Raw genomic sequence first — 16,096 nt, forward strand, 5'->3', positions numbered from 1 at the left:
AATTACATAGTCCGAAAGTATTTTGATTTTCCTCCTGCTATTAGAGATTTGATTTGAAGCTTTGTCACTTGTACTTGAGATCGATGATCTTCTGCCTCGGTGATGGCCGAAGGCCGGTCGGAGACCATCGCGACAGAGAGCAAATGACAATTATCAATAAAACCACCATCAATAGAGATGCTTTCGAGTAAGCATCTCTATTGATGGTGGGGTAAAGGAGGTTTATTCTCGCTTGGGATTAGCTAGAAGTCTTTGGAGAATTGGCCGCGTTTTTAGCAGCTGCTTGTTTTCGAAAACTCTCAGCCTGCATCTCGAAAATGGTGGCATGGTGAATTAAGCGATCAATAGCAGCCACTGTCATCATCGAGTTGGGGAAGATCTTATCCCATTGGCTGAAAGGCTGATTAGCCGTGATGAGTAGGCTCTTTCGCTCATAGCGATGAGCAATCAGTTCGAATAGGACCGAGGTTTCAACATCAGACTTTTGAATATAGCCGAGGTCATCAATGATGAGCAGATCGTACCGGTCGAGCTTAGACAACAGGCTCTGCAATTCCAGTTGGAGTTTTGCCAGTTCCAGCTGTTGCACCAACGCTGTGGCCGTGACAAACTTCACCCGTTTCCCCAACTCAACAATAGAAGTCCCTAATGCAGAGCTGACATGTGTTTTCCCTGTTCCGCTTGGCCCAAATATCAAAATATTACTGCCCGACTCTAGCCAGTGAGTTGTTTGGGAAAACTCCATGATGGCTGCTGGATTGAGACTGGGAATATGGTCAAACTCAAAATTGGTCCAGGACTTGCCGTAGGGCAGCTGCGCTTCGGTTAGCGCGCGGGAGATCCGATTCTGTTCTCGACGGCTGGCTTCCCCTTGGGCTAAAGCCAATAGAAACTGGGCGTAGGACCAATTCTCCTGAGTCGCTTGATGCTCGATGCTCTGCCACTCGTCGAGGAAATGTCTTAACCGGAGCTGCTTGAGCGTCATCATCAAATTGTCGTATGGATTGTCCGGTGCTGCATTGGAGGAGTTGGTCATAGTCGGAGAGAGCGTGCTGTTGTGAAATGATGTCAGGATATTGCTCAGTCGAGAGCTTGAACTCAAAGGCTTGTTTTAATCTACTCAAGGTCAGGGTGGACTGTTCCAGTTGGGTTTGTAGATAGTCAGCTACCTGGGATTCTTGATCCTGAGTTGCAGCAATGTAGAGGGCTTCTGTCATCAAACGGGCAGCCTGGTCCCGCTCAAAGTCAGCTTTGAGGGATTCCCATAGCTGATGCCATTGAAGATTGGGCAGTAAGTCTGCTTGCCATTGGCAGTAGAGAAACGCATGGGGCTTTCTCCTGAGACTTTCTGCCACATGCTTGTAATCGATACTACGAGCCCGTCTCTTCTTCCCAGAGCCATGGACATGGACCCGCGCCAATTCCACTACGGGAGTGGTGCCTAAGAAACCGACAAGGCGGTCATGGTATAGGTGCAGTTTCAACCGATGACCAATTAAGCGAGAGGGGACTGTGTACAGGACACAGCGGACGGCAATCGTGCTGTTGCAGCTGACTTTAGCGCTGCGGATTTCATAATCAGGGGTGCGATATTTGGGCAAAGGTTGTAATGTGGGGGAGCTCCAGTGCAAACTTCTTTTGACACTTGGCATTCAGCTTAGCGATGACTTGCTCGATGAACTGTTGATACTCAGCTACGGATTCGAAGTCAAAGCTGCCTCGACGATACAGGGCCTGGCATAATCGCCGCTTGAAATAGCCATGGGAGGCTCTCGATGCCGCCATTCTCATGAGAGACGCCCAGATTGTTGCGGGTCGGCTCCATCCGGTAATGGTCACACAGAGTGGAATACAACTGAGTCAGCTGGGGGGTTACGACCGCCGGTATTGCGATAGGCGGCACTCAGACTATCGGTACGGTGGGTCTTAGGCACACCACCACAGGCAGATAAGGCATTTTGTAGTCCTTGAGATAAGCCGATAAAACTCTCTCCGCCTTGAATCACCTGCACGTACTGCCAGCCGCTATAACTCAGTCGATAGTGATACAAGATATGGTGAAAGGTTTCACCCTGAACCGTCACACTGAAACCTTTGAGCTGGGTGAAGTCTGACTGTCCCATCTCTCCAGGATGATGTTGAATTTTGAACATCACTTCTTTGGGCTTGCCATGAGCTGCCTTCCATTTAGCGGTTCGGCGTTGCACGGTTCTGATCTTGTCATCATATTGCCCAGGATGGTCCTCTTGTAAGGTCTCAAATAGAGTAGTCGCTTCTAATCGAGGCTCACGCTCTAACATCGGCTCAAGTTCTAATTCCCATAATCCATCCAGCGGATCTTCACGGGTTTTCCAGTCATGAGGGCGGCCTCGTTGGGGACGATGGGTGCCACTATCAATACGACGGGCAGTGCGGGTTGAGATCCCTGCTTTGGCAGCTGCAGTGTCTTGGGAAGAGCCGGATTGTTTTGTTTTCATATAAAGCTGTACCTGTTGAGGTTTAATAGGAGCTGGCACTAGAGGTCCCTAATCGTCTTAGGTGTACAAACCCTAGTGTCTTTCCTGTATGGAGTTATAAAAAAGTGAAAAGGTATAGATGCTCTCTGAACTGATTTGAGATCTCTTGTGTTTTGAGAATGAGATCCTGATTTCTAGAGAGGTCTACGTAATTGTCAGGCGGTCATGTATTCGGTCTATGCAATTGTCGCCTATCAATAGGGCACACACTTAAACTCTTTATTAGTGAGGAGTTCTAGTGTGCTCAACGGACGAGAACAAAATCCCATCTCCATTGCTGGTGTGGTCTGCTTACTGAGTCCCCAATGGAGTCTAACCCAGTTTTGAATCAGGCGTTGTACGTCTAGCTCTCTCTGTAACCCTGACTGCTTCTTTGCGTATAGATTCTGCCGCCTCCGATAAGCACTACATCGTCTCCTCAAGGCAGCATTGTGAGCCTCGTTGTGATTGGCATGGATCTCAGACCCTGGACTGATAGTGGTAAAGGGATGCTCTGCTTTCACCCACTCCACTCGACGATTCCCCTGAGATCCTTTAACTTTCATCGCGACTTCTAATCCTTCTCGCCAAACCTTGCGATGCCCATAGTCAGGGTGATACTCTTCTGCTTTGAGATAGACACTGGCAAGTTTCCAAAGCTCATTTCCATAGCGCCTTTCACCTAAGCCTTCGGCACGCTACGCGAACAGTAAACCATCGAATCCCATCACAGGCTTTCACCCACTCTCTAGCCGAGTAAACGCCATTTGCAAAAAGTTGTGCATCCTTGAGGCCAGCTTGTACTGTCAACCAATAGCGGCTTTCGCGTTCAAGGACGTGGATGTTCCAGCCCTGGAACTGACTGGTGGGGGGAAGATTTTTGCCTACACGAGTGTATACTTCATCCCCTCCTACCGTCACATTAGGGCCTGCTGACGCGGGGCGTGACCCGGTCTGTGCTTGATCTGCTAGACGTTTTTCTCAACGCATAATGGTGGTGTGAGATTTACCGAAAGTCCCACCTACAGCACGAACTCCCATTCTTCCGGTGCGGGCATTGATGGCACAGCTCACCACTGAACTAGAAGTGCGAAAGCAAGCCATTGGGGCACCTGTGCGTTCATTGAAACACCAATTGCAATCCTGACACGGAAATTAATCGATTTTCATGACAAACAAGCAACTTATGTCTGAAAAACTAGTTACTCTAAATCAAATTATCAATCATTATTTAGAGAAATATTTATCTTCCAAATTATAGATAGCCCATCTATAAATTAAAATTTCAAGGATAAGAATAGAAATTTTTTACCCAGAAATCTACAGAGTTCAAGAAATGTGAAGTAGATTGCAACATAATTACCTCTAAAAAAATTAAAATTGAGTAGATTAAGACTAGGTGATTTGAATAGCTCTCTATAGTTTTAATTTAAAAAAATCTATCTGTGAATAATGTGAGTGCAATTAAGTAAAGTAATTAATACTCATTTCAGTCTAGATATAAATCCTTTACTAAATTTGAATAATATATTTAATGTCATGGTCTAGATTCACTCCTAATAAAGCTACATAGGACTGATCCATTGATTAAAATAATAGGATTTCTTGCGACTAGGAAGACTTTATTTCTTTCAAGTTTTTTATCTTTTAGATTTAAGGTTGTAAGTATTCCTTCACAAGTTACTCATCCTGTTTGGCTATAGTAAGAATGAGTTGATCATCCTTTACATTAAGAATGCGATGAATAAAATTTAATCACTTAGTGATTTTTATTTAGTCACAAAGGTATCTCTGGATAAGCCTTATTAGTGTATTGCATTTGATTTAGCAGGGTGATTTTCAATACAACCCATCTGCTATGCGTCTGGAGGCTAATATGATTAAGAAGATTTTGGTCGCCATGGATCACTCAATAAATGCTATTCAATCTTTTGAAGTTGCAATGGAAATAGCAGAATATTGCCATGCTCGACTTATGCTACTACATGTCCTATCCATCGAAGGAGAAGGCTATCAAGCACATCCTGTTTTTCCTGGAACCTATCTCTATCCAGCTTTTTCTGACATACCGTTGAATCGTTTTCAACAAGAATGGAAAAAAGTATAAAGAAAAAAGAGTTACATCGATTAGTAATACTGGCTGAGCAAGCAAAGTTAGTTGGAATTACTACTGAGATCACACAAAAAATTTGGTAATCCTCGACAAGAGATCTGCGATTTTGCTAAGGAATGGAACGCTGATTTAATTTTAATGGGAAGTCGAGGTCATTCTGGGGTAAAAGAATTAGTGTTAGGTAGTATTAGCAACTATGTTGTTCATCATGCCCTATGTTCAGTCATGGTTGTACGCACACCGAATCAATTAGCAGTACAGCCCTCCACCAATTCATCGGCAGAACAGCTTCGTTCTATGATTTCAACATGATCACATGATCAACTTAATGAATTAGCCATTTATCGTTGGAATAATAGACCTCTTGGAATATTCGTTTCTTGATGTGTTAGTAACTCAGTTGATGCTGCAATATGACTTAGATTTTTAGGCCACTGCTATGTCGTTAGCTGAATAGAATGCAAGAGGTCTAATGACATTGCATTCTATTCAGTGTGTTGGTAATCATTAAGAATATATTTATCCTCAATAATTACAGAGAGTTACTTACCAAAGTTTCAATAGATTTGTACTAGGTGAAGACACAGATGATTGTTCTTACGAGCTTCTCCTCCACTCCCATCCGAAGCTATGGACTACATCTAAAGAAAATAAATAGTCTACTATATTGAGTGAATATTTAATATTTTATTCTTTATATGAGGTGGAGAAAATCATAAATTTCATCTTCAAACTTAGAGAGATCTTTACTAGTGATATGATAGCGGGAAATAGTATTGACTTCCTCTCTATACTCTGATGGAAAGAGTTCGCAAACTTTTAATTCAGAGACAGCTTTTGGTGGATATCCAGTGAGATCTGTAAGTTGATTAGTAATTCTTTCTTTTTGTCCAGGGCGGTCGAAACCACAGAATGATATGAAAGAATAATTATTCAAAGAATTCTTCTCACTCCTGATCAATGTTTTCAAGGGATTAGCTACCTTAGAATCCCAGATTGGCGCAACCAAGATGGTGTGATCGTAATTTGCGATCGGGGCTTCAATAGCCTCAATTTTTGGATATCTTTTGAACATCATGTCTAAAATGATCGTTACCATTGTCCGCCTCTTTTTTTCAATAATGGGGCAGATATCGCACTGAATTTCTTTGACTAGATACTCAGCAAGTCGCCGATTATTACCTGAAAAGGAAAAATAGATAATCAAGATTCTCACAGACGTGCTCCTTATGCAAGAGTACAAAAAGGGAGACTCATTCAGCAGTATAGTTATGGAGACAAAGGCTGCAAAACTGCAAAGCTATTGTTCTCCTCTATGGCATGGATTTGATAGATTTCCCTATGACTTAATTAATTCCGATTGGCTGATGTGAATTTAAGGAAGTTTGGATCAGCTCTTTTCCTTGAGGAAACTTACCCGTCCGTAGCCATTCATCCATTTCAGGTGGAAACTGAGGTTGACTTAGCAGCGAATGCAATTCTTGCCTTTCTAAAAACTCTTTCTCTAAAAGATGACTCGCAGTTAATTGGAGCATATCTTGATTAATGGATAGAATACTCAATGCCATATGGTGAGCCCCATCAACCACTTCCTTTACCGCTTGATCAATTGCTTCAACAACATGGGGACCAACGGTACGGCGCGGATTAGGCATTCCTTCTAGAAACTGTTGTTGTGCCTTTTCATACGCAATAGGACCAAGTTCATCACTCATACCGTAGAGGGTGACATACCGTTCAGCTAAATCGGTTGCTTTCTGGATATCATCACTGGCTCCTGTAGAAACAACTCCAAAAATTAACTCTTCAGCTGAACGTCCTCCTAACAAAGTCGCTATCCTGCCTCGCAATTCACTGGCTGTGATCAAGAAGCGGTCTTCCTCTGGAAGTTGCAGAGTATAGCCTAGTGCGCCAATGCCACGGGGAATTACCGAAATTTTCTCAACCGTCCCTGCACCTGGCATCAAACTGCCCACAATAGCATGCCCCACTTCGTGATAAGCGACAGTCTTTTTCTCTAAATCATTGAGAACGCGCGACTTTTTCTCCAAACCTGCAACAACTCGTTCAATCGCTTCATTGAAATCAGCCATGACTACTGCATCGCGGTTCTGGCGAGCTGCTAGCAAGGCTGATTCATTCACTAAATTAGCCAAATCTGCCCCTGAAAACCCAGGTGTCCGTGCTGCTAACTTGGTCAAGTCAACATCTTCAGCCAGCTTCACTCCTCTGATATGAACCTTCAAAATTGCCTCTCGACCCATCTTGTCAGGGCGATCTACGACCACTTGCCGATCAAACCGGCCTGGACGTAGCAATGCCGAATCAAGTACCTCTGGACGGTTGGTAGCTGCTAGCAGAAGAACCCCAACATTAGGATCAAATCCATCCATCTCCGAGAGAAGTTGATTCAGTGTTTGTTCCCGTTCATCATTTCCTCCCGTGAATCCGCCAGGTCCTCCCCGTGCCTTACCTAGAGCATCTAATTCATCGATAAACACAATACAAGGAGCTTGTTGCTTGGCTTGTTCAAACAAATCGCGAACCCGAGCTGCACCTATCCCAACAAATAGCTCGATAAACTCCGATCCTGAAATACTGAAGAACGGCACCTTAGCTTCTCCGGCGATTGCTTTAGCGAGTAATGTTTTACCTGTTCCCGGTGGGCCAACTAACAAGATACCTTTGGGTATTTTGGCTCCCAAGCGAGTGTATTTGTCGGCATGAGCTAGAAAATCTACAATCTCTAGCAATTCCGTTTTTGCCTCTTCAACTCCAGCAACATCATCAAATGTTACACCTGTGCTCCCTTCTGAGTAAATACGGGCCTTGCTTTGACCCACCGTTAGGGCAGCAGGGCCTGCCCCTTGATTTCGGTTGATCAACCAACTCCAAATACCAAAGAAAATTAACGGTGGTACAACCCACCCTAAAAGAGTCGGCAACCAGCTTAAGGAGCTTGGAGGTGGAGCAAAGTACTGAACATCATGCTCTCGTAGAAATTTGGGTAATTCTAAATCAATCCCAACAGGCACCGTATCGAATACGGGAGCAGGCTCTGTCCCCTCATCAAATCCATACTGGTCACTTTTCAAGATATATCGAATACGATCCGAACGAACCTCCACCCGTTCAACCTGACCCGCCTCTACTTGAGTAACAAAATCACTGTAGGCAGTTATCGGAAACCGTGGTCCTCGCAACACAAATAGGTTTAGAAATAATAATAATGTAAACAGAATGAATAAACTGCCACCAAACCGCTTGGGTTCAATATTTTTTCGAGTGCGATTAGGCTCTGTTTCAATAGGCATAGTTGTTTCTCCTGAATATGTTGATTTTGTCTGTTACTCATTCAGAGCTGCATCGTTTAAGCGGAAAAGACATAGCATTTGAGAATTTGAATAACAAACGTTTCAATACCCTCCCTCAGACAAATAATGAATTTGATTTCACTTCCTCCTGAAATTAGAGGAAGAGTTTGAGTAATTTGTGAGGCGTATCAGTGAAGTGGTTCTCAAAACTTGGACATCTCTGAATGACAGCAACAATATACAAACTTTGTTCCCCCATATTTCATGCCTGCTTATATCTCTTGGTAGTATTCCTACCATTGAAATTGGGATTCACCACTAAATCTTTTTTGTGGTTTCACAAGATTCTCAATTTATCTTTCTAGACTTAAGGTAGTTATTTTTTTGAATAGTGCGACTAGAAAAATCAGCAACTCTTTATAGAACAAAACGCTGATATCTCACTATCCAACAGATAAATACGATTGGTTGAGCGATTTCCAGAGCTTGATTGATCAGTGAGCTACTTGAGTTAAACAGCAAAATTATTGCGGGAGATCAAGTATGAGTAAAAAACGGAAAAAAGTATTGGTAGCAGGAGCCACAGGATATATTGGTGGTGGTGTGTTAGAGGTTTTACATGGACAAGGTTTTTGGGTCCGTACCTTATGTCGTGATAAAAACCGCCTGAGGAATACCAATTGGTGCGACGACATTTTCATGGGCCATGCTACTCAACCAGACACGTTGAAAGGTCTTTGTGAGGATATAGACGTTGTTTTCTCATCCATCGGCATTCATTCATTCAACCGTCACCCCACTTTTTGGGACGTGGACTATCAAGCCAACCTGAATATTTTTGAGGCGGCTAAGGCTTCAGGTGTCAAACATTTCATCTTTGTTTCCGTGTTACATGCATCTGAAATGGCACGTCTATCGCCTCTGGCAAAAGCGAGAGATCAGGTCGCTCAAACGATCATGCACTCAGGGATGGATTACAACATCTTTGCTCCCACTGGATTCTTTAATGATGCACAAGAGTTCCTAGACGCAGCGAAAAAGAAGGGTGTAATTCGTCTATTCGGAGATGGTTCTAGTATTTATAACCCCTTGAGTGCGCTCGATTTTGGTGAAGAAGTGGCTAGGGTGATTAAGGAGCCATTACTGAGAAACACAGTTCGGCCAGTTGGAGGATGTGAGAAGTTTAGCAATCAACAAATGGCCGAATTAGTCTTTAAAATTCTTGGTCAAGAACCTCACATCAAATCTATCCCTATTTGGATCTTAACCTTATGGGCATTAGCTCTTCGTCCTTTTAACTACAATGCCTATGCATTGGTCAAATTCTTCGAGTTCACTGCCCGTACACCAGATATGACAGGCGAGGCAATTGGTCACAGACATGTTGAGGCTTTTTTGAGAAATCTAGCCAACGGCATGTCTTTGGTAGAGGCAGATAGGGCTTTGGGCTCATGGAATGAGTCCCGATTGCCTATAGATGCCAAGGGGTAAGACTATATCACCGTTAACCGATAAAACTGTTGACCTAGTTTTCAATAACATCCCTTTGATGTAGAACTATGTTTTCCAATATCTCCTTGGACGACCTTCTGTTTGAGGTTAGATTTGGTGAAATCGAGCGTTTATGCAGTTGAATTTATCTAATATCTTGCTGCTCTTTTTCGGAGTTTGTTCATGAGTACTATTCATAATCAGCCTCACCACTCTGCTCATGAAGTTGAACTATCCTCAACGGCTGAACAATCCCATGGGCAATGGCTATTGCCGGGTGGAGAAGATCTCTCACAATTCACATGGCAAGAAACTTGGCATCCCATTGCCTATGTGAATGATTTAGAACCATCACAATTGTCAACGTTCACGCTGTTAGAACAAGATTTGGTCATTTGGTGGGATCAATCACCAGAAGCTTGGAGGGTCTTTGCTGATCAATGCCCCCATTGGCTGGCTCCCTTATCTGAAGGTCGCCTTACTCCAGATGATTTGCTGGAATGTCCGTATCACGGTTGGACGTTCTCCGGTTTAGGTCAATGCAGTCGGATTCCTCAGCAAGTTGGTGGCCACTCAGTGGCGGATTCCCGCCGGACTTGTGTTCAATCTTTGCCAACAGCAGTGAGACAGGGGATGTTGTTTGTTTATCCAGGGCAATCCGAACAAGCAGCTCACACCCCTATCCCGTTAGTAACACCGTTAGAAGAAGCACCCAATGAATGGATTGTCTTAGATGGGGTACGCGATCTACCTTTCGATGTACTCACACTGTTGGAAAATGTCTTGGACCCGAGTCATTTACCCTTTGCCCATCATCGTTCTGTTGGAGATCGCAGTGTTGCTGGCCCTATGGACCTAGAGATTAACCACGCGGACAGACAGGGCTTTCATGAGATTTGGGAAACCGCTGTTGGTCCTAAAAAAGGCCAATTTTGAACACAATTGACCACCTTCATCGCCCCTAATCTGATGTGGCATGATTTAACCACTCAGGAAAAGAACCGTACCCTTACCGTTGCTTACTGCACACCTATTCGTAAGGGAGAATGTCGTTTATTTGCTCAATTCCCCTTTCAATTTGCCTCTCTCTGGCCAGCAGGATTGACGCGCTATACCCCCAGTTGGGCCTTTCACTTGCTGCAAAATTCTATTCTCGAGGATGACCAAATTTTCTTGTACCTTCAGGAACGTCATCTTGCCCAGCAGGAAGAGGGTAAGCCTATTGCGCAAGCCTTCTATAGCAAGCGCCATTTTATTCAGGACATAATAAACTAGAGATACTGTTATGTCTTTCAATGGATGCCTAAAATCTACAGCTACGATTTACGTTGCAAAGTGATCGATGCTATTGAACTTGATGGCATGCCTCCCTCAGAAGCGAGTGACACCTTTCATATCAGTCGTAACACCATTAATCTATGGCAACGTCTCAAAGCAGAAACAGGTGATCTTCATCCCATCCCTAGACAACACCTTGGCCATAGCCACAAAATCACAGACTGGGACAAGTTTCGAGCTTTTGCTCAAGAACATCGCTATAAAACCCAAGCTCAGATGGCCGAGTTGTGGGAGGGGCAAATCAGTGAGCGTACTATTTCGAGAGCGCTGAAGAATATTGGATTTACTCGAAAAAAAAGACCTATGGCTACCGCCAACGCGATGAGCACAAACGGGCTGAGAAAAGTTAACAACAGTAGACCCAGACGATATCGTCTATGCTGACGAGTCAGGGATGGACAATCGAGATGAGTATGACTATGGCTATGGTCCCAAAGGTGAGCGGGTCTATGCTTTAAAGTCTGGTAGCAGAAGTGGACGAGTCAATATGATTGCAGCTTTGAGAGGAAAGCAGCTCATGGCCCCGTTCACGATTGAAGGGGCTTGCAATCGCACCGTATTTGAAATTTGGCTTGAGACTTGTTTGATACCGATGCTCAAACCGGGGCAGAAGTTAGTCATTGATAATGCCACCTTCCATAAGGGAGGGCGAATTGAGCAACTGGTAGAAGCCGCAGGATGTGAAGTGTGGTACTTGCCACCCTATTCTCCTGATTTGAATAAGATTGAACGGTCGTGGGCTTGGATTAAAAGTCGAATTAGACACCAATTAGAGAGCTTCGGTTCACTTAGAGAAGCAATGGAACATGTGTTGTACCTAGCGTCCTAATTAGAGTGGCGACTGCTATATATGCCAACCCGAGCTGACCGTTTTGTCATGGCATTACACCAATGGTTGCAGCACTACAATGCCGATCCCTTCCCCAATAAGCCATTGCCCCCAGCGATAGGGCGAGAGCAAGTGATCGAACGCTATCACTCTCATACTGTTCACTGTGCCAGTTGTCGGACTGCACTGAGCCGACTCAGGAGAGGAAGGCAAGGAATGGTTATGGGGGCACTTGTGGTTTGGATAACGGCGCAACTTTATCTCTTAGATTGGGGAAGAACCGTTGAGTTAGCCCGAGTTGCTAGTATTAGCTTCATCGTTTGCATCATAATCTGGTTGAGTTTAGGGTGGCTTGAGCGCAAATTTTACGAGGGCCGCCCCATCCCACTCCGCACTGTCTCAGAGAAATAAGGCTTTTCACCCAAAGACTTTTGGGTAAAATACCAAAAATTCAACTGTGTAATGATCAAAAAAATTATTGGTAGGAATGAGATAAACGTACAACCTTGCTCAAAATCGAAGAGGACGCCATATGTACAATCAATTACTGGCTTGGGGAATGGCAAGGGCCAATACCGTTTCAGAAGAAACCATCAAGCTGAAAGAGTGCAAGCAGTTTACAACTATGGCTCAACTCAAACGCTGGCTATTCGCTGACCTCCACGGTACTGTCTTGGAACTGGGTCCAGGGGCCGGGATTAATTTGTCCTACTATCCCCCAGACATTGATTGGATTGGCATTGAACTGAATCCATGCCTGCATCCGTATATTAGGCAAGAGGCTGACCGTCAGGGACTGACATCGATCAACGTGTTTAAGGGAACTGCTGAGCAATTGCCCGTAGCTGACAATAGTATTGATGTAGTTGTGAGTACCTATGTTTTATGTTCAGTTACACATCTGGAGACTTGCTTGAGTGAAGTCAAACGTGTTCTGAAACCTGGTGGTCTGTTTATTTTTCTAGAACATGTTGCAGCGGAACCGAGGACTTGGGAGCGTAGAATCCAAGAAGCTGTTACGCCTTTATGGAAAACGCTTTTGCATAATTGTCATCCGAATCGTGAGACCTGGAAAACTTTAGAAAAGGCTGAATTTGAATGGGTGCATTATCAGCACTGTCGGCTGTCGTTACCCGTGGTTAGTCCCCAAATTGTGGGGAAGGCTAGAAAATCGTTAGAAACTACTCTCCCAAGGGCATTAGCGCTAACTTCTGGACATTAATTCTTGCAGACTGTGGATCACAGTAGTTGCACAGGATCATCCCAACGAGTTTGATAGTCTAACATTCAGGTTCGAGTGGTTCAATCAGACAATCCTCAACGTTATGCTAGAGAGGAGCCAAGACATCGCATTCACAACGTCTACCGCTTGAACACAGCGTTTTCAGATGGGATCAAGGATTGGTTGGGTTGTTGCTACAAATGCTTCGTTTAAATACCGCTGATCAGGTTCTCATAAAGAATCATCAGTTTTCACGAATGGTAATAGATCAGTCTTCTCTGCGGATCTTGAATTGGAACATCGCTAAGAATAACCATCGTCATGAGTGGCTGGATCAACATTAAGGGTGATGGGTGGCTTCGGTTGATTTTTCATTGTTCATTGTCCTTCTGAAAATCATCAGATTAATTGACTGCAGCGATCGTTGTGGGCATCGGGGGCTTAATATGATCTCCAGATCTAGCCCGGTATAGATCTGCTAATCGTTGTTCATGATTGGCTAGATCGTGTTCCACTTCTTCTAAAATTGATACGGTTTGAGGGGCAGTCAGTTGGTTACATAAGTGATAAACATCAATCACCCCAGTTTGAATATCGCCAAGGGCACGCCGTAAAATTGATGTATCATTACTTGACTGCAGCCAACTTTGCAGAGCGGCATAAGCTTCACTACCCACGGCCCGCCAAGTGACCCGTTCTCCAAACGCATCATAAAGGTGAGCTTCTAATCGCTCCACATGATAGTGCTTAGTAGAACTAATACCCTGTAAGAACAATCGCAACTCTTGATGGGAAACGCGATGACCATACTGCCTAAAAGCTTCTAGGGTATATCGTTCCCCAACAATGGTTGTATTGAGGGCTTTAACAATCTCCTGTTTGCTAGAGCCCCCCCAGGCTTCCCCCAACTTCCACCAATTAAAGGTGGAGTCGGTAATCTCTGGCAGCCTAGTTCCTTTAATCGTCAAGTTTAGACACTTGAGTAGCATGGTGGTGAACATCGGCAAATCGCTAGGTTGTCTGGCTGTGATCAGATTTCCGTCAACGACAACAGGTTCATTGACGTATATCGCACCAGCATTTTGGAGATCTTTATGAATCGATCGAGCACTCGTTGCATGCTTATTGCGAAGTCGATCTGCTTCGATGAGTATCTGAGGACCATAGCCCACAGCCGCTACCCAGGTACCCTGATCTATTGCTTGAGAAACCAACCGGACCATATTAGGGTTGGCACGAATGTGGCCCCCTGGTATAACGATGGCGTCAAAATCCTCAGCCCTCACCTCAGTTGATGTAGCAACAGGTTTGACTGTGACGGTACCATGCCTGTCTTGGTACCCCTCATTCATTCGGGAACCGATAACCGAGACAGTGGCCCCTGCTTTACGCAATGCAGTACTTGGAACTTGATATTCAGAAGCTTCAAACTGGTTCTCTAGTAAAATAGCAATTCGTTTTCTCGGCGTTGGATGATGTGACATGGGGGTAACCTCTGATTCACCATTTGATCACTAACTCAAACTCAAGATCGTCTGAGTACCGTTGTGAGCCTAAATATTTATTGCAAGCACCAGCCCTGAGATATCTTTTTCAACCTATACAGTCTTGGGCGCAGGTGATCGCAAAAAGCTAACCACTGCTCTTGAGGGATTTGCTGGGTTCCTTGAATAGTTTGTTCAGTCATGACCCGCTCCCAAAGAGTCTATAGCTCCCTACCATTAAGAGCTACCTTTCAACTTAGGAAATAATATTGAGAAATTTGTGAAGGCACTACCAGAGGTCAAACACTACCCAGTAGTGTATTTATAGATATGGCAATGCTGGGACTATATCCTTAACTCAACCCCATCAGCTGAAGGGGCGACATGCGCCGTAAACCTCTTGCTATTCGTGCAATAACCCGATAGACAAGAAAAAAGATGGGCTGCAAATGATGTATCTCCAGCTCACCTTATTGACAATGATATTGCCACTATACCAACCTCATTTACGCCGTCAACTGTCTCCTGCCCAGTATCTTCTCCTAGAGATCCTCGTTCATCTATTACAAACACTTCGCTGCGTCAAAATCGAGACGCTAGCAGAAGGGCTGCCACTGCCGATTCTTTTTGACAGTCGCCGAAAAAAATCCAACGGTTCTTATCCTTACCGACCCTTGAGCTTGAAACGCTTTGGCTACCGCTGGTTAAGCTGTGGCTGAGCCAGCAGTATCCTCAAGGCTCCCAGCTTTATGTCGTCATCGACCGTACGAGTTGGGGAGTGATTAATCTATTGATGGTCAGCGTGGTCTGGCAACATCGCGCTATTCCCGTATGGTGTGAAGCCCTCTGCAAAAAGGGCAGCAGCAACTATGACGAGCAAACCGCTGTTTTAAGCACAGTTATCCGCCATTTATCAGCCTATCGTCTGGTCATCCTCGGTGACCGAGAGTTTTGTTCCGTCAAGCTGGGGCAGTGGTTAGGCCAACAGAAGGTCTACTTTTGTCTGCGACTCAAGCGCAATACCGAAGTGGCTCTGGCCCAGCAGTTTACTCAACAACTCCAACAGTTTGGCCTTGTCCCAGGTCAAAAGCTATTTCTCAATGATGTGCGCGTCACTCAGGCTAAAGGCTTTGGAACTTTCAATGTGGCAGCCAAGTGGAAACGACGGTATCAGGGCTTTGCACCTGATGAAGCATGGTTTATTCTCACCAACTTCTGTGACCTCAATAGTGCTATCGTCAGCTACCAAAAACGCTTCTCTATCGAAGAAATGTTTCGGGACTTCAAGCAAGGAGGCTATTGTCTCGAAGGCTCTCAAGCCATGCAAGAACGGTTGGTGGCTATCGTTATTGTGATTGCCATTGCCTATACCAGTGCGGCACTACAAGGGCAAAATCTCAAGCAAAAAAGGACTACAGCGCTATATTACTAGACCCGAATCCACCACTTCACCGAACAAGCGTCATAGTGCATTCCGAGTCGGACTATCTGCTCATCTGTGGGCCATAACGGGGGATGGAGTTCTGGCTCGATTGGTGGATGAGCTAATGAAACTCTCTCCCAATAAGCTACCTGAGTATCAACGGGGGGATGAGAGCGATGGAGCTTGTCTGTGCTGGGTTGTAGCCTTCATGTCGCCCCCTCAGCCCCATCAGCCTTTTATGGAAAAGAATCACAATGTTACTAATGAATACCCCTTGTTCAATGAACTCGTAAGCATTAGCAGTAACTAAAAAATTGCCTGCCTCATAAGTTCTTCAATATTAGTCTTTACTGTTCCAGGTGTCTGGCTCATCTGAAGTTCATTTGA

The 16,096-nt window shown here is 44.6% G+C and carries 17 protein-coding genes and 2 pseudogenes; 11 read left to right on the plus strand and 8 right to left on the minus strand.

Going from position 1 to position 16,096, the window contains the following annotated elements; translation table 11 throughout:
• Positions 1-238: 238 nt before the first annotated feature.
• From istB to HRE53_RS28430, 4 genes and pseudogenes are all read right to left on the minus strand, one after another.
• Positions 239-988 (minus strand): IS21-like element helper ATPase IstB, encoded by a 750-nt coding sequence (gene istB / locus HRE53_RS28420; RefSeq protein WP_304518439.1) that lies wholly within the window; start codon positions 986-988, stop codon positions 239-241.
• A gap of 590 nt (positions 989-1,578) precedes the next feature.
• A complete protein-coding gene (locus HRE53_RS35355; RefSeq protein WP_396133503.1) occupies positions 1,579-1,785 on the minus strand; it encodes a hypothetical protein in 207 nt (68 codons plus the stop codon).
• A gap of 50 nt (positions 1,786-1,835) precedes the next feature.
• A complete protein-coding gene (locus HRE53_RS35360) occupies positions 1,836-2,516 on the minus strand; it encodes a hypothetical protein (protein ID WP_396133476.1) in 681 nt (226 codons plus the stop codon).
• A gap of 194 nt (positions 2,517-2,710) precedes the next feature.
• Positions 2,711-3,650: pseudogene (locus HRE53_RS28430) on the minus strand (IS1 family transposase); the annotation flags it as partial.
• A gap of 721 nt (positions 3,651-4,371) precedes the next feature.
• Between HRE53_RS28430 and HRE53_RS28435 the strand changes: the two are divergent.
• On the plus strand, positions 4,372-4,602 hold the full coding sequence (locus HRE53_RS28435; protein ID WP_235111846.1) for a universal stress protein: 231 nt from the start codon (positions 4,372-4,374) through the stop codon (positions 4,600-4,602).
• A 51-nt stretch (positions 4,603-4,653) separates the two neighbouring features.
• Positions 4,654-4,920 carry a universal stress protein gene (locus HRE53_RS28440; RefSeq protein WP_235111848.1) on the plus strand — a complete coding sequence of 89 codons (267 nt, stop codon included), beginning with the start codon at positions 4,654-4,656 and terminating at the stop codon, positions 4,918-4,920.
• Between the two features lie 382 nt (positions 4,921-5,302).
• On the opposite strand, the gene HRE53_RS28445 is transcribed toward HRE53_RS28440, so the two are convergent.
• Both HRE53_RS28445 and ftsH read right to left on the minus strand, forming a co-directional pair.
• Positions 5,303-5,824: a flavodoxin family protein gene (locus HRE53_RS28445; RefSeq protein WP_212667047.1), complete on the minus strand. Its 522-nt coding sequence runs from the start codon at positions 5,822-5,824 to the stop codon at positions 5,303-5,305.
• 130 nt (positions 5,825-5,954) lie between these two features.
• On the minus strand, positions 5,955-7,922 hold the full coding sequence (ftsH, locus tag HRE53_RS28450; RefSeq protein WP_212667046.1) for an ATP-dependent zinc metalloprotease FtsH: 1,968 nt from the start codon (positions 7,920-7,922) through the stop codon (positions 5,955-5,957).
• Between the two features lie 543 nt (positions 7,923-8,465).
• On the opposite strand from ftsH, the gene HRE53_RS28455 reads away from it, so the two are divergent.
• The 6 genes and pseudogenes from HRE53_RS28455 to HRE53_RS28475 all read left to right on the plus strand — a co-directional run bounded on the left by HRE53_RS28455 (position 8,466) and on the right by HRE53_RS28475 (position 12,802).
• Complete coding sequence (locus HRE53_RS28455) at positions 8,466-9,413, plus strand: SDR family oxidoreductase (protein ID WP_235111849.1); 948 nt, start codon at positions 8,466-8,468, stop codon at positions 9,411-9,413.
• Between the two features lie 183 nt (positions 9,414-9,596).
• The gene (locus tag HRE53_RS28460; protein WP_315874914.1) at positions 9,597-10,349 is read left to right on the plus strand and encodes a Rieske 2Fe-2S domain-containing protein; all 753 of its coding nucleotides are present in this window, start codon (positions 9,597-9,599) and stop codon (positions 10,347-10,349) included.
• A gap of 6 nt (positions 10,350-10,355) precedes the next feature.
• Entirely contained in the window at positions 10,356-10,688 is a 333-nt protein-coding gene (locus HRE53_RS35030) for a PaO family protein (RefSeq protein WP_315876779.1), read from the plus strand.
• A 24-nt stretch (positions 10,689-10,712) separates the two neighbouring features.
• Positions 10,713-11,580: pseudogene (locus HRE53_RS28465) on the plus strand (IS630 family transposase).
• A gap of 21 nt (positions 11,581-11,601) precedes the next feature.
• Complete coding sequence (locus tag HRE53_RS28470) at positions 11,602-11,991, plus strand: hypothetical protein (protein WP_235111850.1); 390 nt, start codon at positions 11,602-11,604, stop codon at positions 11,989-11,991.
• A gap of 121 nt (positions 11,992-12,112) precedes the next feature.
• Complete coding sequence (locus HRE53_RS28475; RefSeq protein WP_235111851.1) at positions 12,113-12,802, plus strand: class I SAM-dependent methyltransferase; 690 nt, start codon at positions 12,113-12,115, stop codon at positions 12,800-12,802.
• Positions 12,803-13,206: 404 nt separating this feature from the next.
• Here HRE53_RS28475 and HRE53_RS28480 read toward each other — a convergent pair whose 3' ends face one another.
• Both HRE53_RS28480 and HRE53_RS34670 read right to left on the minus strand, forming a co-directional pair.
• A complete protein-coding gene (locus HRE53_RS28480) occupies positions 13,207-14,286 on the minus strand; it encodes a DJ-1/PfpI family protein (RefSeq protein WP_212667044.1) in 1,080 nt (359 codons plus the stop codon).
• Between the two features lie 77 nt (positions 14,287-14,363).
• On the minus strand, positions 14,364-14,489 hold the full coding sequence (locus HRE53_RS34670) for a hypothetical protein (RefSeq protein ID WP_255801580.1): 126 nt from the start codon (positions 14,487-14,489) through the stop codon (positions 14,364-14,366).
• A gap of 276 nt (positions 14,490-14,765) precedes the next feature.
• On the opposite strand from HRE53_RS34670, the gene HRE53_RS28485 reads away from it, so the two are divergent.
• From HRE53_RS28485 to HRE53_RS28495, 3 genes are read left to right on the plus strand one after another with little or no spacing between them, the layout of a single operon-like run.
• Positions 14,766-15,005, plus strand: coding sequence for a transposase (locus HRE53_RS28485; RefSeq protein ID WP_235107289.1), 240 nt, complete (start codon positions 14,766-14,768; stop codon positions 15,003-15,005).
• The gene (locus HRE53_RS28490; protein ID WP_235111963.1) at positions 14,987-15,718 is read left to right on the plus strand and encodes an IS4 family transposase; all 732 of its coding nucleotides are present in this window, start codon (positions 14,987-14,989) and stop codon (positions 15,716-15,718) included. The genes HRE53_RS28485 and HRE53_RS28490 overlap by 19 nt, the downstream gene beginning before the upstream one ends.
• Positions 15,660-16,019 (plus strand): hypothetical protein, encoded by a 360-nt coding sequence (locus HRE53_RS28495; protein WP_235111852.1) that lies wholly within the window; start codon positions 15,660-15,662, stop codon positions 16,017-16,019. The genes HRE53_RS28490 and HRE53_RS28495 overlap by 59 nt, the downstream gene beginning before the upstream one ends.
• The last annotated feature ends 77 nt before the right edge of the window (positions 16,020-16,096 follow it).

The sequence above is a fragment of the Acaryochloris sp. 'Moss Beach' genome (assembly GCF_021497025.1).
Classification (GTDB): domain Bacteria; phylum Cyanobacteriota; class Cyanobacteriia; order Thermosynechococcales; family Thermosynechococcaceae; genus Acaryochloris; species Acaryochloris marina_A.